Source organism: Candidatus Hydrogenedentota bacterium (assembly GCA_012730045.1).
In the GTDB taxonomy this organism is placed as follows: domain Bacteria; phylum Hydrogenedentota; class Hydrogenedentia; order Hydrogenedentales; family CAITNO01; genus JAAYBR01.
Map to the genome: position 1 here is coordinate 46,114 of JAAYBR010000001.1, position 23,847 is coordinate 69,960.

Consider the following 23,847-nt stretch of genomic DNA (forward strand, 5'->3'; position numbering starts at 1 on the left):
GCAGGACCACAGGGTGGGTGGGACGGTTGCCCGTTTTTAAGAGAGCCTTCCGGGGGGATTGACACGGGCGGCAAGAAATGCTATCATACCGTTAGAGTTCTAACAATCATGCCGGGTCTGAGGCCCACGCGGGGTGGGAACAGGGAAAGGAGACGGTCATGGGTGCCGCGATCTTGCTGGCGCTGGTCGTTGTGGGCGGACTGGTGGCGGGATATGTGGGCATGTTCCGGTCGTTCTCGCTGGGCCGGCGCGTGAAAGAACTGGAAGACGCCCTGCGGATCCTGGAACAGCGGGAAGACCGGCAGACGGTGCCCGCGCCGGAAACGCGGGCCGAATCTCCGCCGGCGTCTTCAGCGCCTGCCGCGCAGAGGGCGCCCATCGCGCCGCCGCCGATGCCGGCGGAGCCGGTGGTCACGGGGCCGCGGCCCGTGCCGACGCCCCCTCCCGCGCCTGTGACGGTGCGCGTGGAAACCCCCGCGACGCTCCCCCCCGCGCCTGTGACGGCGCGCGTGGCCCCCTCCGCCGCGCCCGCCCCCGCCCTTTCCGCGGCGGCGCGGGTGGAAACCGCGCCCCCCGGAGCGCCCAAGCCGCCGGCGATGTCCCCGGAGATCACGGGCCGCGGTCTGGAAATGATGCTGGGGATGCGGGGCATCGTGTGGGCCGGGGTGGCGATGATGCTGGTGGCGTCGGCCTTCTTCCTCAAGATGGCCTTCGACAACGCGTGGATCGGCCCGGCGGGGCGTCTGGCCATGACGGCGGCGGCGTCGCTCGCGGCGATGGGCCTGGGGCAGCTCGGTCGGCGGCGGGGGTACCGCGTGATTTTCTACAGCCTTTCCGGCGGCGGACTGGCGGGGCTCTATGGGGCGGTCTTCGCGTCCGTGCACCTGTACAGTCTGCTGTCGCCGGGGGCGGCGCTGCCGCTGGCGGTATTGGTGACCCTGGGGGCGGTGGGGCTTTCGGTGTGGAACGGGGCGGAGGCGTTGGCGCTCATCGCGCTGCTGGGCGGCTACGCAAGCCCGGTGCTGCTCTCCACGGGGGAGAACCGGCCCGACGCCTTCTTCCCGTACCTGTTCGTCCTGTCGCTGGTGGCCTTCGGCACCTCGCTGGCGCGGCGGTGGCGCTGGGTGAACGTGACGGCCTTCACCTGCGTGACGGCGCTCTACCAGATGTGGCATGTCTCCTCGTTCTCGGCGGAGTTTCAGCGGCCGGCGGTGATGTACGCCATGCTGTTCTATGTCTTCTTCCTTCTCGTGCCGACGGTGTTCGGCCTCGTGCGCCGCGCGCCGGGGCGCGTGCCGGAGATGACGCTGGTGGCGGTGAACGCCGCGCACGGGTTCTACGCCCTGTACATGAGCCTGCACACCCTGAACCCCGGGGTGCTGGGGTGGCTGCTGGCGGCGCAGGCGCTGTTTGCCTTGGCGCTGTACCTGCTGTGGACGGTGCGCGTGCGGGGGGACCGGCCCATGGCCGAGTGCCTGCTCGTGGTGGCGATCCTCCTGATGCTGGCGGCGGTACCCGTGCAGATGCGGGTCTACGGCATCCCGCTGATGTGGGCGCTCCAGGGCTTCGCGCTGGTCTTCATCGCGGGGCGTTTCCAGAACTTCTTTACCCTGGCGGGCGGGGCGCTCGCGCTGCTGCTGGCGGCGGGCGGGCTGCTCTACCGCCTGCCGATGCACGACGCGCCGTTCCGGCTGGCCTTCAACGCGCCCTTCGCCTCGTGGATGCTGGTGACGGCGGCCTGGGCGGCGGCGGCGGTTTTCGCCGGTCTCAGGCCCGTGCGCGACTGGACGGGGGAAAGCCGCGCGGCGGCGGGAGGCTTTGCCGTGGGCGCGCTGGCCCTGCTCGGCGCGGCCCTCAGCCTGGAGTTCGCGCTGGCGTGGGAGTTTAACGGGGCACACCTGCCCCTGTGGCCGCGCCACCGTGTGGAGACGCTGATCGCGCTGTGGTCCGTGATGACGCTGGTCACCGCCGGGATGGGACGCCGCGCGGGCGGCCCCTGGCGGTGGGCGGGACTCGCGCCGGTGGTGGTGGCGCTCGCGGCGGCGCAGCTGGGCTTCCGCCACTGGGACTCAGCCTTCACGCTGCTCTTCCTAAATGAGGCCTTCCTGCCGTATCTTCTGCTGATGGGGGTCCTCCTGGCAATGGCCGGGATCCGGTTCCGGTCCAGGGACGCTGAGGAGGCGGCGCTCGCCGCCGTGCTCGAATGCGCCGCCGTCGTGCTGCTCGCCGTGACAACGCGGCTGGAGTTCATCCGGTGGGCGGGCACGCTGGAGGGGTCCGCGCCGAACGCCGGGCCAATGCTTGCGGGGGCCGCGTGGGCGGTGGAGGGGCTGACTCTCACGGCGCTGGGCCTGCGGCCCGGCCGGGCGCACCGCGCTGTCGCGGGCCTGCTGCTGCTGTCCCTGGCGGTGGGCGGCCTGTTCACCGCCCTGCCCATGCACGCGGACATCTTCCGGCCCCTGGCCAATCTGCCCTTCCTCTGCTGGGTGGCGGTGGCGGCGTGCTGGGGCGTGGCGGCGCGGCTGCTGCGCCGCAGCGCGGAGATCGGCGGTCCGGCGTCCAACGCCCAGGCCGGCAACGCGGCGGCCTTTGCCTGTCTCATGCTGTGCGGGTTCGCGCTCCACTTCGAGGCGGACGCCTTCTGGCGGCATGTGCTGCCGCAGGCCGGGGTCCGGGCGCACAACGCCCGCCTGTACGCGTCCATGCTGGTGATCTGGCCGGCCATCGCGTTGACGGCCGCACGCACCGCCCGCGACCGCGGCGTGGTGTGGCGCGGCGCGGCCCTGGTGCCCGCCGCCATCGGCGTGCTCGCGGCCCTCGGCATGCTTTTCGACAGGGCCTACCTGCCCGCCTCGTCCTGGCTATTCCTCAACGACGCCTTCCTGCCCTGGATGGGCTTGGTGGCGGCGCTCTGCCTGCTGGCCCGGGCGGACTACGGGAACGCGGGGAAAGCCGCCGCCCCGGCGCTGGGGCTGGGGGCGGCGGTTTTGGCGGCGGCGGCGCTGGCGCTGGAGATGCCCCGCTGGGCGGGCACCCTCACCAGCCTCGACAGCCGCGTGGGGATCAGCCTGGTGTCCGCCGCGTGGGCGGTGGAGGCCTTCGCGCTGATCTGGCTGGGCCTGCGGTTCCGGCGGGTGTCCCTGCGCGCGGGCGGCATGGCGCTCTTCGCCGTGACCATGGGGAAGGTCATCCTCTTCGACACGTCAACCCTGCTCCAATACCAGCGCGTGCTGTCCTGGATGGCCTGCGGCATGCTCCTCGTGGTGGCGGGCTGGGTCTACCACCTCTTCAGTGCGCGGCTCCTGGAGGAAGACGCGGCGGGCTCAGGCCACGCCGAGCAGTGACACGATGAGGGCCAGGGCGCCCGAAATGATCATGAGGATTTCCCCGATCTTCTCCTCGCCGGAAACGTACAGCCCGAGACCGATCGCAAAAATCACGGTTCATTCCTCCTGTTGAAGGCGGCGGGCCGCCTGTGCGTCCCGGCGCCGGATTCCAAGAATGTCCGCCGAAGTCTAGCACGCCCCCGAAGGCCCGTTCATCCCGTGCGTGCCCCCGCCCGCTTCGCCCACGCCTGTCCGGGATTTCAACTTTCCTTTCAAACATGAGATTTCAAATCACAGAAAGAACGGACGAGGCAAGGCGTCCGTGCGGGAAGCCGCTGCGGGGGGGCGGACGGAGAGCATCCGGACAGTTGCTGAAGAAAGCCGCGGGTGGACGGCTATTCTGAGAGTTTCCGGAGCAGGTCGCGGCGGGCGGCGCGGAAGGCCGGGATGCCGGTGTCGTAGCTGTCAAAGTCTTTGACGAGGCGCGCGGCGATCTCCTTTGCGGCGTCGGGGTCCCTCTCCGCGAGCTGGGCGAGGAGCTCGTAGTCGGCGACGCCGTCGCGCATGGCCTCATGGCGGAGGGAGTCGAGGGGGCCGTTCTTGCCGGGGTAGACGATCCATGGGTCGCCCGCGGGCAGGTAGGGCGGGCCGCCGTGGGGGCGGGTGGTGTGGGTGACGGGGTCGTCGCTGGCCCAGTGGTTGTATCCCCAGTGCAGGTAGCCGGTGATCCCGTAGCGGAAGTTGATCCAGTGGAGGAGCCGGGTCTTGATGAGGGGCTGCTCAATGAAGCGGTTGGCGTACTCGCCCTGGGGGAAGACGCAGGTGTAGAACCACACCTCCTCGCCGGCGGCCTGGCGCGCCTGGTAGTGCGCGAAGTCGTCCTTGAGGAAGTTGAGCTGGGGCACCCAGACGTCCATGGCGCCGACGAGGTCCTTCTCGTGGCAGGCCTCCACGATCCTCAGCTCCGGCGCGTGCTTGCGCAGGAGCGCGGCGAGGGCGCGGTAGGAGGCCTTGTTGGTCGGCGTGGGCTCGTCGGCCAGATGCTGGAGGTAGATGTCCAGCCAGCCGTTCTCCTTGAGGTGCGCCACGAGTTTCGGCAGGAACCACGCGTGGAAAGTCTCCGCCCCCGGCGCATCGGGGGCGACATGTTCACCCACCACCTTGCCGTCGCGCACGACGCGGATGCTGGCGCCAAAATCGGAGTCCCAGCCGCCGGTGCGGCCGCCGAGGTGGCCGCCCTCGATGCGGCCGATGACACCCTCCTCCTGGAAGATGCGGACCCAGCGGTCGAAACGGCTGAAGTCCACGGTCAGCCCGCCGTCGGCGCCCACGCCGAATTCGGCCAGGCCCAGGGGGGAGATGAGCGCGACGTTCTGGCGGTGCTCCGCCATGTTCCGCGCGAAGCGGCGCAGGAGGGCGTAGTACTCCTCCGACTCCGGCTCGGGCGAAATATCCATGTGGTTCCAGTTCACGGAGAACCAGTTGGTCACCCACAGGCGCGACGGCCCGGCGGCGGCGGCGAAGACCTCCAGTTCCAGCGGCACGGCGGCGTTGAACCCGCCGGCGGGCGTCATGGCGGACACGCGCGCCATGCCCCGGTAGAGGCCGGGGGCGGCGTCCATCGGCACGTCCACGGTGATCCAGACGGGCCGCGCCTGCCCCGGCCCCAGGTCCATCGTGTCCGTTTCCATCAGCACGTCGGGATAGTCGGCGGGCGGCTTGCGCAACTGGTCATTGGAGGGTTTCTGCGAGGGCCGGTCCACGTAGACGTAGCCGACCACGCGCGGCGCGCGCGCGGTGAGGACCGCGCCGGAGGGGCCGGTCATCGGGTCCGCGGCCACGCGTACCGCGGTGAGGGGGTGTTCCGCGCGGACGACCACCTGGAAGGTGGCCTGCTCGCCCCGGGCGGCCTCCAGGGGCGGCACGGGTTCGGCGCCGGGCCGCGCGTCGGCGAAGACTTTTTCCAGGGGGTCAACGAGCCAGACCGCGACGGGATCGGCGGCGGCGGACACGGCGCACAGCGCCATCGCGCACAGGCACAGGAACGGCTTCATCATGGCGGACTCTCCCTCGTTTCGCGGCGGCAGCCGCGCCGGGGTCCATGATACCCCCCGTTCCACGAAAAAAGCGAACGGGAAACAGTCCCTGGGTCGCCGGATAAGGAATGACCGTTGGCTCATTGGATGCGGGGAACCTGGGGCGTTCTGACAAGAGGTTGCTTCGCTTCGCTGCTAAGAGAGTACCGGGTTCGCTGGAGAGGCCGCGCCCCTGGGATCGCCAAGCTTCCCCTTGGCTTTCGGGGAAACACGGATCGAACAGGCCCGCGCGGAAGAACCCAAGAGGCCAAGCTGGAGCTTGGCGAGCCCAGGGGGCGCGCGGTTTGGGCGATGGAGGGAGCCGAAGCCGCGGCGAGACGGGAGGGGCGCGCGGCGTCTCCTTTTGGAGTGCGGCGGCAACGACGCCGCTTTGGTTCCCGGAAAAGAGCTGCCGGGAGGGGTGCGGCATGGATCATCCCCGGGAAAAGCGGTGTCGCCGCTTCGCTCTGCCACCGCACTCCATATAACAGACGGACCCGCCAAGGACGTGCGGGGGCTCCCGCGACGTCTGACGCCTGACCCGCCTTTCTTCAACGACATTCCCGCCGCCGGGCGGTCTGGGGCTCGCAATTGCGAGGCGGCCGCCCCGGGCCGCCGCGGCAATCTCTTGTCGGAAGGCCTCGGGTTCTCCACATCTCATGGGTGAACGCACACCTTTCGCACCGCCGAGGCATTCAGCGCGAACCCCCAAGGGGTGCGGTCCCTCGAACACGTCCACGACCGTTTCTTATCCGGCGATTCGGGATCCCTGACGCGTTTGCTTTCCCCCCTCTCCTGTGGCAGACTGGGACACCAGCGGACGACACCTTGGAGGGTTTGACGATGCGCGTGTTTCTCCGGCGGTTCTTTGGGTGGGCGGTTCCTGCGGTGTGCGCGGCGGCGCTGCTGGTTTCCGCCGGCTGCGCCACCTCCTCCAAGCCCGCGCGGGAGGACGCCGTGGCGCGGCGGATCGCGGCGGCGGAGATGCACCCCCGGCTGCTGATGACGGCGGCGGGGGGGGAGGCCGTCCGGGAGCGCATCGCGCGCGACAAGACGGCGGCGGCGCTCTTCGCGGCGGTGCGGGCGGACGCGGACGCGCTGCTGGACGCGCCGCCGGTGGTCTACAAGAAGGACGGCAAGCGCCTGCTGTCGGTGTCGCGCGAGGCGCTGGTGCGGGTGCTGTGCCTGGCGTTCGTCCACCGCATGACGGACGACCCGAAGTACGCGGCGCGCGCGCTGGCGGAGATGGAGGCCGCCGCCGGGTTCAACGACTGGAACCCGTCGCACTTTCTGGACACGGCGGAGATGGCCGCGGCCCTGGCCATCGGCTACGACTGGCTCTACCCGCTGCTGTCACCCGAGCAGGAAAGCATGATCCGCCGGGCGATCCTCGACAAGGGTATCCAGCCCTCCTTCGAGGATAAGCGCGGATGGGTCACCGGGAACAACAACTGGAACCAGGTCTGCCACGGCGGCATGGTCTTCGGCGCGCTGGCCCTGCTGGAGCGCGAGCCGGAGCTGGCGGAAAAGGTCGTGACCCGCGCGCTGGACGGCCTGCCCCACGCGATGGACGTGCTCGCCCCGGACGGCGTCTACCCGGAGGGGCCGTCCTACTGGGAGTACGGCACCACCTACAACGTCCTGCTCATCGCCGCGCTGGAGTCCGCCCTGGGCACCGATTTCGGCCTGAAGCGCCGCCCCGGTTTCCGCGAGACGGGCGCGTATCCCCTCCTCATGACCGGCCCCACCGGCGGCGTCTTCGGCTTCTCCGACAGCGGCCAGACGTTTGGCCTCTCCCCCGCCGTGTTCTGGTTCGCCCGCGAGAACCGGGACCCCGGCCTCGCCTGGGCCAACCACGCCCGCCTCGGCGAGATGCTGGCAACGGAGGGAACCGGACGGAGAAGCCGCTTCCTGCCGCTGCTGCTGGTCTGGTGGGACGGCAAGCCCGCCGCGGAGCCGCGCCAGCCCCTCGCCTGGAAGGGCGAGGGCATCAACCCCGTGGCCGTGTTCCGCACGTCCTGGACCGACCCCGGCGCGGCCTTCCTCGCCGTGAAGGCGGGCACGCCCGCGGCCAACCACGGCCACATGGACACCGGCTCGTTCATCTACGAGGCCGACGGCGTCCGCTGGGCCCTGGACCTCGGCTCGGAGAACTACGGCAGGCTGGAGGCCCGCGGCATGGACATCTGGAACAGGAAGCAGGGCTCCGACCGCTGGCAAATCTTCCGCTACCACACCCTCAGCCACAACACCCTCACGGTGGACGGCGCGGAGCAGGTGGTGGAGGCGCGGGCGGACTTCACCCGCTTCTCCGCGCGGAAGGCCCGCGCCGTCATGGACCTGTCCGCCGTCTACGGCGGCCGGCTCGCCCGCGCGGAGCGCGGATTCACCCTCCTGCCCGACGGACGCGTCCTCATCCAGGACGAGATCACGGCGGGCGACGCCCCCGCCCGCGTGCGCTGGGCCATGACCACCCCCGGCGAGGTGGCCGAAACCGCGCCGGGCCGGGCCCTGCTCACCAAGGACGGGAAACAGCTCCGCGTCGAGGTGCTGTCCCGCCCCGACGCCGTGATGGAAACCTTCCCCACGGACCCGCCGCCCAGCGAATGGGACACTCCCAACCCCGGCACCCGCCAGATCGGCTTCCACACCGACCTCGCCCCCGGCGCGTCCGCCACCCTGGCCGTGCTCTTGACGCCGGAAAGCGCGGGAACCCCGCCGCCACCGGAACTGCGCCCGCTGTCCCGGTGAGCGCCCGCAGAAAAACCCATAAAGTGCCAAACTGTGCTGCTTCTGCGGAGGTTGCATCCCGTGTCCGGCCCCGCTATATACTCACTTTGAAACAACAATCCCCATGCCGTGCATGGGCATAAGGAGCCGCGGGATGAAGAAAGGTTTGGTTTTCTTGTGTCTCGGGATGGCGCTGGCCGGATGTTCGGGAAACGTGCTGGTAACCGGTGTCGCCTCGACGGAGGATCCCATCACCGGGGCGGATGTCTCCCTGGTCTCCCCCAAGGGCCGGGTACTGGCCAACTATCTGGAGGAAACGCAGCAGGGGGGCACCTTCGTGGTGTCCGTGCCGCCGCGGCTGCTTCGGGACGGGTACCGGATCGTGGTGTCCGGCGGCGTCTTCGCGTCCACCGGGGCCCCCTCGCCGCATGTGCTTTCCGCCTTTGTGCCTCCTGTTGAGGATGGACGGCCGGGGTTCGTCCATGTCGGATTCCTTTCGACGCTGACGGACGCGCTGTTGGAGCGGCGGCCGGGCATGACGCCGGAGGAGGCCGAGAACGCGGTCGGCGCCTACCTGGGGCTGCCGGAGACGCTGGACCTGCACCGCGACGGGTTCTTCAACGACGATTTCTTCGACCATGACGTGTTTGCGGAGGCCGTCGGAGAGAACGGGCTGAACGCCTTCGTGGACGGCCTGCTGGACGAACTGGAGGCGGACCCCGGCACGACGCGCACCTTTTTGGGCACGCCTGCGGACGAAACCCCCGAAAAGGGGCTGGCGGGGACTTTTCTGAACGGGCTGGTGGAGGGCGCGGGCCAGGAGGTGGGCAGCCGTGCCGCCGGCTGGGCGATGGACCAGATCTTCGGCAAGGCAGACACCCCTTCCGCACCGACGGACCCCGTGGTGTTGGCGGCGCTCCAGGAGAACGCCCAGCAGTTGAAGGCCATCGCGGACGCCCTGGAGGTGTTCCAAAGCCGCACCAGCGCCATGCTGCTCCAGATTCTGACCACCGCCGAGCGGACCCAGTACCTCACCCTGGTCGCCCCGCTGGGTTCGGAGATCGCCCTGCTGGAGACGCTGCAGGACCAGCTCTGGCTCCTGTGCGAGCACGTCCACGACAACGACCCGGACTATGCGCAGCTTGCCACAGACCTGAACGCCTCGCTGAACTCCATCCAGATCAAGACCATCCTGAAACACATGCAGGATGTGCTCGGCGGCACGGCGTCCACGCCGGGCGCCATTGACACCTGGGGCTTCCTCCAGGCCCGCTACGCCACGCGCGCGCAGAACCACAACGCGCTCTTCGGCCAGTTCCAGTACTACGCCAACATGCAGATCACGGCGCTCAACCTGCTGCTCGAGCGGACCCACAAGGACGCTGCAAAGAGCCTGGGGGACATCTACGTGGCGGACTACCTGCGGGGCATGGAGGTCCAGGCGGACGCCTTCCTCGCCCGCGTCGAGGGCATGATGGCCCTCATGCAGAACTATGGTGAACTCCCCGCGTACATGTCCTATGTGCGCGAATGGAACGCGTACAACGGCGACGTCCTTCTAAAGAGCCCCACCCGGGAATCGGCGGTGCTGGCCCAGGCCGACGCCATCGCGCTGGAGGTCCAGAACACGTCCGGCGCGCTGGTCATCCGGCTGGCCAGAGGCATGTACGCCGACAAGCCCCACACGCCGTCGTGGCTGGCCACGGTGCCCGTGACCATTCAGAACGTGAACACCGGGGCCGAGTATGTCCCGGACAAGGTTTACCGGCGCCGCATCAACCAGCCGGACATCGTCAGCTCGGGGCAGACGACCCATGCCTGGCAGTTGGGACTCTGGGACGTGAACCGGTACGTCTTCACCACCCTGCCCCAGGGCGCCTACGCGGTGAAGAACATCAACATCGCCTATCCCTGCCCGGACCCAACGTTTCGCAAAGCCGGAAACGAGTTGTTCCATCCGGTCTATCTGAACACCCAGACCCCCATGGTTCCGGGGGAATTCCACAACCTGCTGGTGACCGCCTACGCCAATCCCATGGCCCCCGTGTGACCTTGAATCGGGGTGAAAACGCCCCCGCACCCGTCCTCCCCGCCGGGCGGAAGCGGCTGCCGCTTCCGTCCGGCGCCTTTTTTCCAGAAACCGGGGGCGCCCCCGCGCCCGAAGGTTGCATCGGGCCCCCGCACCGGATATACTTCGCGCCTCGAACGGTTTGACACGCGAACTTTCAGGGACAACCCAAAGATGAACAGCAGGGAACGGATGGAGACCGCGCGGGTGGTGTACGCCGCGGAGCGGATGCTGCACCGCCACTGCGTGGCGCGGTTCACCTCGGAGTCGCCGAGGGCGAAACGGTCGCCGGCCCTCACCTTTCCGCAGGTGAACATGATCATGACGATCCGCGCGGGCGGCGGCATGACGGTCACGCGGCTGGCGGAGGAGCTGCGTGTGAAGGCGCCGGCCGTGTCCGCGATGGTGGACCGGCTGGTCGAGATGGGGGTGCTGACGCGCACGGCCAACCCGGAGGACCGCCGGGAGGTGATCATCCGGGTGTCCGACCGGCATGAGGCCTGGGTGGCCGAGCTGGAGCGGCGCAAGCTCCAGACCTTTGCGGAGCTGGTGGACCGCGTGGGCGACGACTGCGCCCGCACCTGGGCGGAGGTGGCCCTTCGCATCCGGGAGGCGCTGCGGGAGGAGGACGCGGGGGCGGGGAAACGGCGGGAAACAGGGGCGCGCGGCGCGCGTCCGGCGAAAGGCGGCACTCTATGAAACGCGCGGCTGGACTCCTGGCCCTTTGGATGGTTCTCGCGGGCGCGGCCCCGCTGTTCGCCCAGGGCCCGCCGGGCGGGAAGAAGATGCCGCCGCAGGTGGCCCTGGCCCCGGCGGCAGTGAAGACCGTCCCGGTCGCCTTCGAGTACGTGGGCCTCACGGAGGCGTCGAAGGCCGTCGAGGTCCGCGCGCGGATCCAGGGGTTCCTCGAAACCCGCGAGTTCCAGGACGGCGCGTTTCTGGAGGAGGGCGCGCGCCTGTTCACCATAGACCCGCGCCCCTTCGAGGCGGACCGCGACGTGGCGGCGGCGCAGGTGGCCGAGGCCGCGGCGCGGCTGCGGCTGGCGGAGCAGGAGCTGGCGCGGCTGAAGGCGGTGCGGACGCCGGGGGCGGTGGCCGCGGCCGACGTGGACCAGCGCGAGGCGGAGGCGGCGGGGGCGGCGGCGTCGCTGCGGCTGGCGGAGGCCCAGCTCAAGAAGACGGAGCTGAACCTGGACTACACGAAGGTCTCCGCGCCCCTGACCGGGTTCATCGGCAAGGCGCAGAAGGAGGCCGGGAGCTATGTGGACAGCGCGCAGAACAGCCTGCTGGCCGTGATGCACCAGGTGGACCCGCTCTATGTGACCTTCAAGGTCAGCGAGTCGGACTTCCTCGCGTGGCGGCGCGGCGAGAAGGAGGGCACGCTGGCGCTGGCGGGCGGCAGGACCGTGCCGGACGTGGCGATCACGCTGCTGGACGGCACCCCCTTCGGCGAGCCGGGCGCGCTCGACTACGAGAACACCGGCGTGGACACGCAGACGGGCACCGTGGAGCTGCGCGCCACGTTCAAAAACGCCGACCGGACGCTCAAGCCGGGCCAGTTTGTGAAGGTAAACCTGTCGGGCTGGGAGCGGCCGAACGTGCTGACAGTGCCCCGCCGGGCCGTGGGCCAGACCCCCAAGGGCCCCGTGGTCTACCTGGTGGGTCCGGACAGCAAGGCGCAGGAGCGCGTCGTGAAGACCGGCGAGTGGTCCGGCGACGACTGGATCATCCTGGAGGGTCTTGAGGCGGGGGACCAGGTCATCGTGGAGGGGCTGACGAAGGTCCGCGAGGGGACCGAGGTGTCCACCGGCCCGCCGCCGGGCGCGCCGGACGCCCCCAAACCCGCAGCCCCGGCCAACTAGGGGCGCGCGCATGATCTCCCGATTCTTCATAGACCGTCCGATCTTCGCCACCGTGGTGGCCGTGGTGATCGTGCTGTGCGGCCTCGTGTCGCTGTTCTCGCTGCCCGTGGAGTCGTCCCCGCAGATCACGCCGCCGACAGTGGTGATCAGCACGTCGTATCCGGGGGCCGACGCGCAGACGGTGATGGAGAGCGTGGCCACGCCCATCGAGCAGGAGCTCAGCGGCGTGGAGCACCTGCTCTATTACCAGTCCTCCAGCGCGAACGACGGCAGCCTCTCGATCACCCTCTCCTTCGAGATCGGCACGGACCTGAACATCGCGGCGGTGGACGTGCAGAACCGCATCAAGCGCGCCGAGCGCCGCCTGCCCGAGGAGGTCATGCGCCAGGGCATGAACGTCAGCAAGCGCATGAGCACCTTCCTCGGGATCATCGCCCTGCAGTCGGACAAGCCGGAGCACGACACGCTCTTCCTGAGCAACTACGCCACGATCCACATGGTGGACGCCCTGGCGCGCGTGCCCGGCGTGGGCCAGGTGCGCATCTTCGGCAACAAGGACTACTCGATGCGGGTCACCCTCGACCCCGACCAGCTCGTGCTCAAGGGGCTGACGGTGAACGACGTGGCCCAGGCGATCCGCGAGCAGAACGGGCAGTACGCGGCCGGCGAGATCGGCGGCGCCCCGAACCCGGAGCCGGTGGACTTCACGTTCCCCGTGCTGGCGCCGGGGCGGCTCACCACCCCGCAGCAGTTCGAGGAGATCATCCTGCTGGCGCGGCCCGACGGCTCCCGCGTGCTCCTGAAGGATGTGGCAAAGGTGGAGCTGGGAACCCTCAGCTACGGCACCGAGGGCCGCTACAACGGCAAGGCCACGGCCATGATCCCGGTGTCGGCCCAGCCCGACGCCAACGCGCTGGAGACGATGAACGGGGTGAAGGAGGAGCTGGAGCGGCTGGCCGGGGACTTCCCGGAGGGCGTCCGGCACATGGTCCCGCTGGACACGACCACGTTCATCACCGTGTCCATCCAGGAGGTGGCCAAGACCTTCCTGGAGGCCACCATTCTGGTGACCATCGTCGTGCTCCTGTTCCTGGGGAGCTGGCGCGCCGCGGTGATCCCCATGGTCGCCGTGCCGGTGTCCATTGTGGGCGCCTTCATGGGCCTGCTCGCCCTGGGGTTCTCCGTCAACTCGCTGACCCTGTTCGCGCTGGTGCTGGCCATCGGCATCGTGGTGGACGACGCCATCATCGCCGTGGAGAACGTCGAGCGGCTCATGCACGACGAGCGTCTGGCCCCGCGCGAGGCGACCATCAAGGCCATGGGCCAGGTGCAGGGCCCCATCATCGCCAGCGTGCTCTCCCTGGCCGCGGTCTACCTTCCCGTGGCCTTCGTCGGCGGCAGCACGGGCGTCATGTACCGCCAGTTCGGCATCACCATCACGCTGGCCGTGGCCATCTCCGGCACCATCGCCCTGGTCCTGACCCCGGCGCTGTGCCGGCTCCTGCTGCGGCCCAACCACCGCAAACTCTTCCTCTTCCGCTGGTTCGACGCGGGCGTGCGCGGGTTCACCGCCCTCTTCGCCTTCAGCGCGCGCTGGATGATCCGGCTGGGCGTCGTCTCCATGGTGCTCTTCGGGGTGCTCGTCTGGGCCACCTACTCCCTCTTCATGCGGGTTCCGTCGGCCTTCGTGCCCCAGGAGGACCAGGGCTACCTCATGATGGTGGCGCAGCTGCCGAAGGGGGCCTCCCTCGACCGGACCAAGGCGGTGGTCTCCCAGATCGAGGAGTTCATGCTGGCGCAGCCGGAGGTCCGGGGAATCACCGCCATGTGCGGGCAGGACCAGCTCTCGAACGCCGCAGTCTCCTCGTCGGCCAGCATGTTCGTCAGCCTCAAGGACTGGGCGGAGCGCGTCGGGCCGGAGCACTCCGCCGACGCCCTGGTGGCGCGCGTCTTCCAGCGCTTCGGCGGGCTCAAGGAGGCGACGGTCCTCGCGTTCGTGCCGCCGCCCATCCGCGGGCTGGGCATGCGCGCGGGGTTCGAGGCGCAGCTCGAGACCCGCGGCGGCGACGACCTGGCCTCCCTGGCGCGGGTCATGTCCGAGTTCATCGCCGAGCTGAACAAGGACCCGATGTTCAGCGGCGTGTCCGGCACGCTGGACGTCACGCAGCCGAAGATCCGGGTGAAACTGGACCACACACGGGCCAAACTGCTGGGCATCCCGGTGGGCGAGGTGTACAACACGCTCCAGGCGCTGCTCGGATCCTTCTACGTCGACGACTTCAACATCTACGGGCGCGTGTACCGCGTGCAGCTGCAGGCGGAACCGCAGTACCGCGACGAGCCCTCCGACATCCGGAAGATTTACGTGCGCAACAACGCGGGCGAGATGATCGAACTGTCCGGCGTGGTGGACGTTTCCATTGAGGCGGGCCCCAGCGTGGTCGGACGGTTCAACAGTTTCACGTCGGCCCAGATCACCGGCGCGCCCGCCCCGGGCATCAGCACGGGGCAGTGCATCCGGCGCGTTGAGGAGATCGCCGCGCGCACCCTGCCGCCCGGCTACACCGTCGAGTGGAGCTCGGGCTCGTACCAGGAGGTGCGCACGGGCAACCAGTCCTACTACGTCATGCTCTTCGGCCTGGTCATGATCTTCCTCGTCCTCGCCGCGCAGTACGAGAAGTGGTCGCTCCCCCTCGCCGTCCTCATGGCCGTGCCCTTCTGCGTCTTCGGCGCCTTCGCGTCGCTGGTCCTGCGCGCCGCCCCCGCCGACATCTACTTTCAGATCGGCCTGCTCACCCTCATCGGCCTGTCGGCCAAGAACGCCATCCTCATCGTCGAGTTCTGCTCCAAGATGCGCGCCGACGGCGCGGGCATCCTGGAGGCGGCCATCGCCGCCGCCCGCATCCGCCTGCGCCCCGTGCTCATGACCGCCATCAGCACCATCCTCGGCGCGCTCCCCCTGGCCCTGAGCCAGGGCGCGGGCGCGGCCGGACGCCACTCCATCGGCAACAGCGTCGTGGCCGGCATGATCACGGCCACCTTCCTCGCCGTGTTCTTCGTGCCCCTCTTCTTTGTCATCATCCAGTGGCTCAGCGAGCTGGGGTCGCGGAAGCCGGCCCCCGCGGCGGCTGAGGCGCCCCCGCCCCCCGAAGCCGTCACGGAACCGGCCGCCCCCGCCGGGGAGGATCAGGCATGAGCCCCCGCGCGTTTTCCACCGCCGCCGCCCTGCTGGCCCTGCTCCTCTCAGGGTGCGTGGTCGGCCCGGACTATGAGAAGCCGTCGCCGCCGGTGCCGGACGCCTGGAGCACCCCGCTGGAGGGCGGCGAGGCCGCCGGCGAGCCCGATATCGCCGAATGGTGGCGCGTGTTCGGCGACCCCGCCCTGGACGCCCTGGTGGCCCGCGCCCTGGAGGGAAGCCTCGACCTGCGGATGGCGGAGGCGCGCATCCGCGAGTCCCGCGCCGCGGAGGAGATTTCCGGCGCGGACCTCTGGCCCGCCCTGAACGCCTCGGCGGGCTACAAGCGCCTCCAGAACAAGAAGGCGGCCTCCACCGGCATCTCGTCCAGCTCGTCCACCGGCCTCTCCGCCCAGGGCGTCTCCCGGTCCTACTCCCTCTCCGCCGGCGGCACCTCTGTCTCCGTCGCGCCGGACCTCACCGGCGCGGGCAATTCCCGCGTCACGGTGAACCGGGGGCAGGCCGCGTCCGCGCCGTCGCGCTGGGACGACCTTTTCCAGGCGGGCTTCGACGCGCGCTGGGAGCTGGACGTCTTCGGCGGCACGCGCCGCGAAATGGAGGCGGCCCGCGCGTCGCGCGAGGCGGCCGAGGAGGACCTCCGCGCGGTGCGGGTGTCCCTCGCCGCCGAGGTGGCCCGCAACTACTTCACCCTGCGCGAGGCGCAGGCGAGCCTCGACATCGCGTCGCGGAACGCCGCCCTCCAGCGCGACAGCCTGGACCTCGTGCGCGCGCGCTTTGAGGCGGGCCTCACCAACGAGCTCGACATCCGCGCCGCCGAGACCCAGCTCGCCGTCACCGAGTCGGGCCTGCCCGGCCACGCCGCCCGCGTGCAGTACGCCATCCACCGCCTCGGCGTGCTGATGGGCCGCGCGCCCGGCGCGCTCCAGGAGGAGCTGGCCCCCGCCGCCGACCTGCCCCCCGCGCCGCCCACGGTGCCCGTCGGCCTGCCCTCGGACCTCCTGCGCCGGCGACCCGACGTGCGCGCCGCCGAGCGCGACCTCGCCGCCGCCACCGCCCGCATCGGCGTGGCCACGGCGGACCTCTTCCCCAAATTCGCCCTCACGGGATCGCTCTCCGGGCAGGACGACGCCCTCTACGGCCTCAAGCGCGGCGCGAACCTGCTCTGGTCCGTCGGCCCGACGGTCCAGTGGCCCGTCTTCGACGCGGGCCGCATCCGCGCCAACATCCGCGTCCAGAACGCGCGGCAGGAGCAGGCGCTCACGGCCTATGAGAAGGCGGTCCTGACATCGCTGGAGGAGGCCGAAAACGCCCTCGTCGCCTACGCCCGCGAGCAGAACCGCCTCGCCTCGCTGGACCAGGCCGTGACCGCCGCGAACGGCACGCTCACCCTTGCCAGCGACCTCTACGCCCAGGGGCTCACGGACTACCTGCGCGTTCTCGACGCCGAGCGCTCCATCGCCTCCGCCGAGGCCCAGCGCGCCCAGAGCCGCGCCGCCGTCCTCACCAATCTCACCGCCCTCTACAAGGCCCTCGGCGGCGGCTGGAATCCCGAAGAGACGACACCGCCCGCACCGGCGGACGTCGAAGAGGCAAAGGCCGCACCGGCGTCCTGATTCCGCGCGCACGCAAGGACAGCCCGGGGCTGTTTCAGGCGTTGGTGTTGAGCGTGAGGCCGTGGAGTCTCGCGAAGGTCTTCGCCCGGCGGGCAAACTCCCCGCAGTACAGGACCGGATGGGGGCCGGGGTAGACGGCGCAGACGTCGGCGACGCCGCGGATTCTCACCAGCACGCGGGTGGCGCAGCCGCCGGCGGGCGGGCACGCGGGGGAGTTCACCACCTCGCCCGCCCACGCGTCCAGCTCGGGGGTCTCGGTGCGGTACTTGAACAGCGTGACGGGGGCGCCGGCGGGCCACTGCACGTCGAGGGCGAGGGTCTTGGGCATCTGGTGGAAGAAGGGGCGCAGGCGGAAGGGGGCCTCGGGCCTGTCCGGCCCGGCGAGGCGCGGGGTGCAGGTGCAGTGGGACCCGTAGTACAGGTTCTCCACCGTGTCGAAGTCGGGGTTGTGCTGGAAGCCGCCGACGCCGAAGAGCTGCGCCCCGAGCATGAGGGACACCGTGGCGTTCAGGTCGTTCTCGCAGCCGCAGGGCACAAGCGCGCCGTTGTTGATCGCGAAGCTCAGGCAGGGCTTGCGGTGCTTGAGGAAGAGGCACTCGATGGTGACGGCGTCCGCGTCGTGGCGCGCCATGAGCTGAAGCACCGCCCCGTGGGCGCGCACGGCGTCCTCGAAGGCGTTGTCCGCGAGATCCGTGACCGCCCCCGCGTTCTTCCGCACCGCATCCGCCAGCCGGCGCATCTCGTCCGTGACCTCCATCCCGTCGTAGAGGTCGTTGAAGTGGGCGGCGGGCACGCCATGGATGGGCAGGCCGAAAAAGGGCTCCGCGGCGTCCGCCTCCTGCTCCAGTTTTCCGCTCACGCGGAGGAGGCGGCTGCTGGCCATGCGCGCCCGCGCGTGGACCGCGCGCAGGCCGTCCTCCAGGGCGGCGAAATTCTCGATGGAGTGGATGTAGTGGAGGCGCGGGCTTGTGCGGAAGCGCTCCGGCGGGAGCTGGTGGCTCGACCCCACGGGGTGGTACACGATGACCGGCCCGTCATACGCGTCGAGAATGGGGAAAATCTTCGCGCTGAAGCTGTTCCAGAAGTTGACCAGCAGCAGGGCGGCGGGCGGCGCGGCCTTGATCTCCTCCGCGAAGGCGGCGACTGCCGCGTCCGTGTATGCCGGATCCGCGTCCATCTTCACGTCCAGATCAAGGCCCGTGGTGATCCGCCGGATCTCGGTCATCAGGCGCGCCTGCTGCTCCTCCGGCTTGAACTGGTTGCCCGGCCAGGTGAACCACTGGTGAACCGCCCAGCCGTCCTCGCACTTGCCGTCGAGCACGACCTGCGCGGGCGGATAGAAAAAGGCGCCGCGCACCACGGCGGGCGGCTTGGGCCGCGGCGCGGGAAACAGCCCCGAGTCCGCGGCGAGGGCGGCAAACCCCGGCCACAGGGGCATGCCGGAGAATGCGGCGGTGGACTTCAGGAAACTCCGGCGTGAAAAGTCCATGGGCATGGCGTGTCTCCTCGGCAGTCCGCCGCCACACGGCGGCGGGAAGGTCAGTATGTCAGGCTGCGAAAATTCGGAACGGTGTGGAAGGTGATCAGGTTGCCGTCGTGGGCGTTCTTGGCCCGGTGGTCGCCCGACCGCGACAGCACCACCAGGTTCTCGCCGTCCACGGCCATGGATGCGTAGTTCCGGCTCTGTCCGGGGGCGCCGGTGTCGGCCACGCGGCAGGCAAAGCACCAGTCCACGCAGTTGCGCGAGAAGTGCAGGACGAGCCGGTGCCGCTCGTTGTTGGGGAGGTTGTAGCGGTCTGCGGGCAGGCGTTCCGGCCGGGTCATGGAGTCCGTGGACTGGTTGGACAGCAGCCAGAAGAGCTTCGTCGGCTCGTCATAGAGGAGGTGGAACTTGAGCTGGCCGCCCGGGCACGGGACATAGAGCATCGGCTCGCCGGAGGGCGCCTTTTCCAGGGAGACCGTGATCTGCCCGTCCTCCCCCTCCACGGCCTTCGCCACGGCCGCCAGGTTGGTGCCGCCGGTGTGCGCGCGCATCCAGAGGTGGAAGGTGCGGCCCGCCGGGTCGTGCCAGACATGGTCCTTGTCCGTGAACTGGACAATGTTTGTCTCGAGCCACCCGGCAGGGGCCATGTTCCGGTGGTCCTTCAGGGTGAGCAGGACGGTCGGACCCGTGCTGAAAAAGGGCACGCCGAGCAGGCGCGGCGGCCCCGCCTGGGCCACGGCGTCGCGGAAGGTCAGTTCGGAGGAGAAGGTCCACGACGCGCGGCGCGTGAGGTCGGCGTCCGCGGCGGCGGCCATCACGACGGGCGCGAGCACGCTGACCGCCCAGCCCTTGAACTTCGGCTCCGTCTTGCGCTCCATCACGAGGTAGACGCGCCCGCGGGTGTGAAGCACGTTGCAGGGGGCCTGGTGCCACGACTGGCCCTGCGTCAGCATCGCGGCTTCGGACCAGGTGTCGCCGTTGTCCGTGGAGCGCACGATGCCCAGGTCGCCCCGGTGGCCCAGCACATAGACGGACCCGCCCGCCGCAAAGGGCCGCGCGTGCAGCAGCGGCATGTGCGCCCGGAAGGTCCATGTCGCGCCGTGGTCGTCGCTGGTGTAGATGCGCCCGCGCCACGGCCTGCCTTTGGCGTCCCGCGGAATGTCCGGCAGCTTCTCCAGCCCCGGCCCGCCCGCGTCCATCGTCGCCACCAGCCGGCCGCCGTCCAGCCGGGTGATGCCCGGACTGTAGGCGTAGACTCCCTTGGGGTCCGGGGACTCAAACACCACCACGCCCGGCCCGCCCAGCACGGGCGGCGGCCCCGGAGCGCCGGGAGGCGGGGCCGCGGGCGCGGGCGCCGCCGGGCTCCCCGCGAGGGCGCCCCCCGCGGCCATGCCGCCCAGAAAGGTCCTCCGTCCAAACCGGTTCTCGTTTGCGCCCATGGCCGCGCCCTCCGTGCCGTTTGCCTCGCCACAGGATACATCACCGGGCGGCGGACGGCGAAATATTCATTGACGCCCGGGGAGAACCGTTCTATACTGATGCCGCAACCTTGGAGAGTGTGACAGTCATGAAGATGCGTGACACGGTCCGTGGGCGGGGCGGGTTCACCCTGATTGAGCTGCTGGTGGTCATTGCCATCATCGGCATTCTGGCAGCGATTCTGCTGCCCGCGCTGGCGCGGGCGCGCGAGGCGGCCCGGCGCTCCTCCTGCCAGAACAACCTGAAGCAGTGGGGGCTGATCTTTAAGATGTACTCGGGCGAGTCGAAGGGGCAGCGGTTCCCGCATCTCCAGGTGTCGCGCTCCCACCGGTGGAACGGCGACCCGTACCCCTCGCCCGTTGAGGCGCTGGCCCTGGGCCCGCAGACGACCTCCGTCTACCCGGAGTACATGACGGACACCATGATCATGTTCTGCCCGTCGGACTCCGACCCGCCCGGATCCGTGCTGGAGAACCCCGACGGGACCTTCGGAAACCCCATCACGCGCCCGAAGGACGTGGACGCGAGCTACTGCTATCTCGGATGGGTCTTCGACCGGATTGACCGGAACTTCGTCCCCATCAGCACCTATCCCATGATCCAGGCGCTGATAGACATTCTCAGCGACGAGGTGATTCCGGATGTGGACGTGCCCATCCAGCTCGCCGCCGCGCTGAACGACGCCTTCAACACGCAGACCATGGCGGCCTACATGAACCACCAGGGCGCGGCGCTGGCCGCCATCGCCGACGAGGACCGGGACATCAGCGACCAGCCCCAGGGCGAGGGCAACGGAAACGGCGGCAGCAACGTGGTCTACCGGATCCGCGAGGGGATCGAGCGCTTCCTCATCACGGACATCAACAACCCCGGCGCCAGCGCGTCCGCCCAGAGCACGGTGTTCATCATGATGGACCAGCTCGGCACGGGCGCGGCCATCCAGAAGTTCAACCACCTGCCCGGCGGGTGCAACGTGCTCTACATGGACGGGCACGTGGAGTTTGTCCGCTACATCGGCGGCGACGCCAGCGGGATCCCTCCTGTCACCAAGGCCGTGGCGGTGGTGACGGGGGCCCTCTCCACCGGCGGATGACGCCCCGGCCTACTCCATGACGAGCCGCCAGCGGGTGGCCCACAGGCAGGTGTTCTGGTCCGGCCCCGGGTCCTGATAGTACACCGTCAGGATCGTGCCGTTGTCGAGCTGCACGGACGCCGGGTAGCCCAGGTCGCTGTTGACCGCCTCGCACAGGGTGAGCTCGTGCGCCGTGTCCCAGGTCGCGCCGCCGTCGGTGCTCACACAGGCCCGCTCGCTGAAGGGGGCCTTGCGCCGCCCGTACACCACGACCAGCGGCCCCTCCTTCAGCGGCAGGAGGTGCGGCGGGTAGCCCCAGATGCCCGTGGAATGCGTGACGGTCCAGGTGCGGCCGCCGTCGCGGCTCTCCGACTGCCTCATGACGTGGTCCTCCTTGTCCTCTGGCTGGTAGCGGAACATCGCCACGAGCGCGCCGTCGGGAAGTTCGGCCACATGCGGCTCGTGGTAGTGCTTCTGCTGCTCCCCCGCCGGGATCGGCACGGTCCCGATCACCTGCCACGACCGCGCGTCGTCCACCGAGCTCTCGGCCACGAGGGCCATCTCCCCGCCGCCCACCTTGCCCACGCTCAGGAGGCGGCCGTCGCGCAGGGCGATGGACCCGTGGGGCGAGGTGCCCTGCATCCGGACCGCATCCTCCCAGGTGACGCCGCCGTCGGCGGACCGGCGGGTCCAGTAGCCCAGCCCGTCGCGGCGGAGTTCCGGCGTGACCTTTTCGGCGTGGCGCGCGTACTTTTCATCGCGCTCGAAGGCCAGCGAGGTGAACCACGTCAGCACCAGCGTGCCCTGGGCCGTCTCGACGATCCCCGTGTCCCGGTCGTCCAGCGGCGTGTTGTTGACGGTCACGGGCGCGCCCCAGGTCGCGCCGTTGTCCGTGCTGGTGATGATCTGGCTCTTGCCGAAGGGGCACACATGCTGGTCGCGGTCGCCGGAGAAGGCGGCCACCAGCCGCCCGTCCCTCGTGCGGCACACCGTCGGCCAGCCGATGTAGCGGCCCTCCTGGACGCAGATGACCTTCGTGTCCAGAATCTCGGCGCGGGGCGCCGCCGCAGCAGGCGGCGCGGACAGTACGGCCAGGCAGGCGAGGAGGGGAACAAGGCGGCTCATGGCGAATCTCCCTTCAGGTTGCGGGCGCCGGGGCGCCCTCCGGCGACTATAGCCCCGGGAAACGGCGCGCCGCAAGCGGGGGGCGCGAGCCCGGATCGCCGGACAAGAAGTCGCGCGCGCCCGAGACATTCCGACAAGAGGTCGCCGCGTCGGCCGCAGGACGGCCTCCTCGCGATGACGGCTGGAATCGGCGTCATCGCGAAGGAGCGCAGCGACTGCGGCGATCTCGTTCCCGGCATGGCCGCACGCTCGAGGAATTCTTGTCCCGCATCCGCGCGCCAGATTTCCCCGTCTTGCGCGGGCGGGGGGGGAGTGCTATCATGGCGGCCTGTCCGGGGAACACCCCGGATTTCCGGAAAACCACGAAAGGAACGCTGTCATGGGAGACAAGGGATCATTGACGCGCCGCGCCTTCATCGCGGCGGCGACGACGACCGCCGTGATGGGCATGGCGAGGGGGGCGGACGAGGCGCCGAAGGTGAACACCGCGAAGGTCGTGCCGCGGAAACTGTCGCCGAACGACAAGGTGAACGTGGCGGCCATCGGCGCGGGCGGCAAGGGCACGAGCGACATCATGAGCTGCCACAAGCTGGGCGAGAACGTGGTGGCGCTGTGCGACGTGGACTGGAACCGCGCGGAGGAGACGGCGTACCGGCTGAAGGACGCGAAGCATTTCAACGACTACCGGAACATGCTGGAGCAGATGCCGGAGATTGACGCGGTGACGATCTCCACGCCGGACCACACGCACGCCCCGGCGGCCTACATGGCCATGAAAATGGGCAAGCACGTCTACGTCCAGAAGCCGCTCACGCACACCGTCGCCGAGGCGCGCCTGCTCACCCGCACGGCCGCCGAAACGGGCGTCATGACGCAGATGGGCAACCAGGGCCACAGCGGCGACGGCATCCGCCAGGTCTGCGAGATGATCTGGAGCGGCGCCATCGGCGACGTGCGCGAGGCCCACGTGTGGACGCACCGCCCGGTGTGGGACAACCAGGGCGTCACCGAGCCCCTGCCCCCCGAGACCGCCCCCGAGGGGCTCGACTGGGACCGCTGGATCGGCAGCGCCCCCTGGCGGCCCTACCACCACAAGCTCGCCCCGCATGACTGGCGCGCGTGGCTCGACTTCGGCGGCGGCTCCCTCGGCGACATGGCTTGCCACATCATGGACGCCCCCTACTGGGCCCTCAAGCTGGTCGAGGCCTCCGACTTCACCGTCGAGGTCGTCATGCAGAAGGGCCGAAACGAGCAGACCTTCCCCCTCATGACCACCATCAAGTACGCCTTCCCCGAGCGCGCCGGCATGCCCCCCGTGGACGTGTACTGGTACGACGGGCACGAGCCCGACCCCGCCACGGGCGAGGAGAAGTACAACCGCCCCGCCCGCCCCGAGGGCCTCGCGGCGGACGTCGTCCTCGGCGACAAGGACATGAACGGCTCGTTCTTCATCGGCACCAAGGGCATCCTCACGGCGGGCGAGTACGGCGGCGAGCCGCGCCTCGTGCCGGACAACCTGATGAAGGACTACAAAATGCCCGACGCCACCATCGAGCGCATCCCGGAAGAGAACCCCTACTTCGACTGGATCCGCGGCATCAAGACGGGCCAGAAGCCCTGCTCCAACTTCGACTACGCCGGCCCCTTCACCGAGATGGTCCAGTTCGGCAACCTCGTCGTGAAGTCCGGACAGAAACTCCACTGGGACAACAAAAACGGCGTCGTCACCAACGTGCCCAACGCCAAGGAGGTCGTCACCAAGGAGTACCGCAAGGGCTGGGAGATCCCCTGCTAGGCCCCTGAAGCAACAGACAGCAT

13 protein-coding genes are annotated in these 23,847 nt (G+C 69.8%); 9 read left to right on the forward strand and 4 right to left on the reverse strand.

From position 1 onward, the window contains the following. The first annotated feature begins 158 nt into the window (after positions 1 to 158). Positions 159 to 3,344: a DUF2339 domain-containing protein gene (locus GXY15_00165; protein NLV39630.1), complete on the forward strand. Its 3,186-nt coding sequence runs from the start codon at positions 159 to 161 to the stop codon at positions 3,342 to 3,344. Between the two features lie 377 nt (positions 3,345 to 3,721). Here the strand turns inward: GXY15_00165 and GXY15_00170 are convergent, their stop codons facing one another. Further along, positions 3,722 to 5,383, reverse strand: a complete 1,662-nt coding sequence (locus GXY15_00170) for a DUF4091 domain-containing protein (protein NLV39631.1) — start codon at positions 5,381 to 5,383, stop codon at positions 3,722 to 3,724. An 861-nt stretch (positions 5,384 to 6,244) separates the two neighbouring features. Between GXY15_00170 and GXY15_00175 the strand changes: the two genes are divergently transcribed. From GXY15_00175 to GXY15_00200, 6 genes are all read left to right on the forward strand, one after another. Then, entirely contained in the window at positions 6,245 to 8,152 is a 1,908-nt protein-coding gene (locus GXY15_00175) for a heparinase (GenBank protein NLV39632.1), read from the forward strand. 133 nt (positions 8,153 to 8,285) lie between these two features. After that, complete coding sequence (locus tag GXY15_00180; GenBank protein NLV39633.1) at positions 8,286 to 10,181, forward strand: hypothetical protein; 1,896 nt, start codon at positions 8,286 to 8,288, stop codon at positions 10,179 to 10,181. 192 nt (positions 10,182 to 10,373) lie between these two features. Next, positions 10,374 to 10,898: a MarR family transcriptional regulator gene (locus tag GXY15_00185; protein ID NLV39634.1), complete on the forward strand. Its 525-nt coding sequence runs from the start codon at positions 10,374 to 10,376 to the stop codon at positions 10,896 to 10,898. Further along, entirely contained in the window at positions 10,895 to 12,061 is a 1,167-nt protein-coding gene (locus GXY15_00190) for an efflux RND transporter periplasmic adaptor subunit (GenBank protein NLV39635.1), read from the forward strand. Before GXY15_00185 ends, GXY15_00190 begins: the two co-directional genes overlap by 4 nt. Positions 12,062 to 12,071: 10 nt before the next feature. Next, a complete protein-coding gene (locus tag GXY15_00195; protein ID NLV39636.1) occupies positions 12,072 to 15,257 on the forward strand; it encodes a multidrug efflux RND transporter permease subunit in 3,186 nt (1,061 codons plus the stop codon). Then, positions 15,254 to 16,870 carry an efflux transporter outer membrane subunit gene (locus tag GXY15_00200; protein ID NLV39637.1) on the forward strand — a complete coding sequence of 539 codons (1,617 nt, stop codon included), beginning with the start codon at positions 15,254 to 15,256 and terminating at the stop codon, positions 16,868 to 16,870. Before GXY15_00195 ends, GXY15_00200 begins: the two co-directional genes overlap by 4 nt. A gap of 34 nt (positions 16,871 to 16,904) precedes the next feature. On the opposite strand, the gene GXY15_00205 is transcribed toward GXY15_00200, so the two are convergent. Further along, positions 16,905 to 18,359 (reverse strand): hypothetical protein, encoded by a 1,455-nt coding sequence (locus GXY15_00205; GenBank protein NLV39638.1) that lies wholly within the window; start codon positions 18,357 to 18,359, stop codon positions 16,905 to 16,907. 50 nt (positions 18,360 to 18,409) lie between these two features. Continuing rightward, a complete protein-coding gene (locus GXY15_00210) occupies positions 18,410 to 19,744 on the reverse strand; it encodes an exo-alpha-sialidase (protein NLV39639.1) in 1,335 nt (444 codons plus the stop codon). Positions 19,745 to 19,920: 176 nt separating this feature from the next. Between GXY15_00210 and GXY15_00215 the strand changes: the two genes are divergently transcribed. Beyond that, entirely contained in the window at positions 19,921 to 20,925 is a 1,005-nt protein-coding gene (locus tag GXY15_00215; protein ID NLV39640.1) for a DUF1559 domain-containing protein, read from the forward strand. Between the two features lie 9 nt (positions 20,926 to 20,934). Here the strand turns inward: GXY15_00215 and GXY15_00220 are convergent, their stop codons facing one another. Further along, a complete protein-coding gene (locus GXY15_00220; GenBank protein ID NLV39641.1) occupies positions 20,935 to 22,029 on the reverse strand; it encodes an exo-alpha-sialidase in 1,095 nt (364 codons plus the stop codon). A 478-nt stretch (positions 22,030 to 22,507) separates the two neighbouring features. Between GXY15_00220 and GXY15_00225 the strand changes: the two genes are divergently transcribed. Next, a complete protein-coding gene (locus GXY15_00225; GenBank protein ID NLV39642.1) occupies positions 22,508 to 23,824 on the forward strand; it encodes a Gfo/Idh/MocA family oxidoreductase in 1,317 nt (438 codons plus the stop codon). Positions 23,825 to 23,847 lie beyond the last annotated feature (23 nt).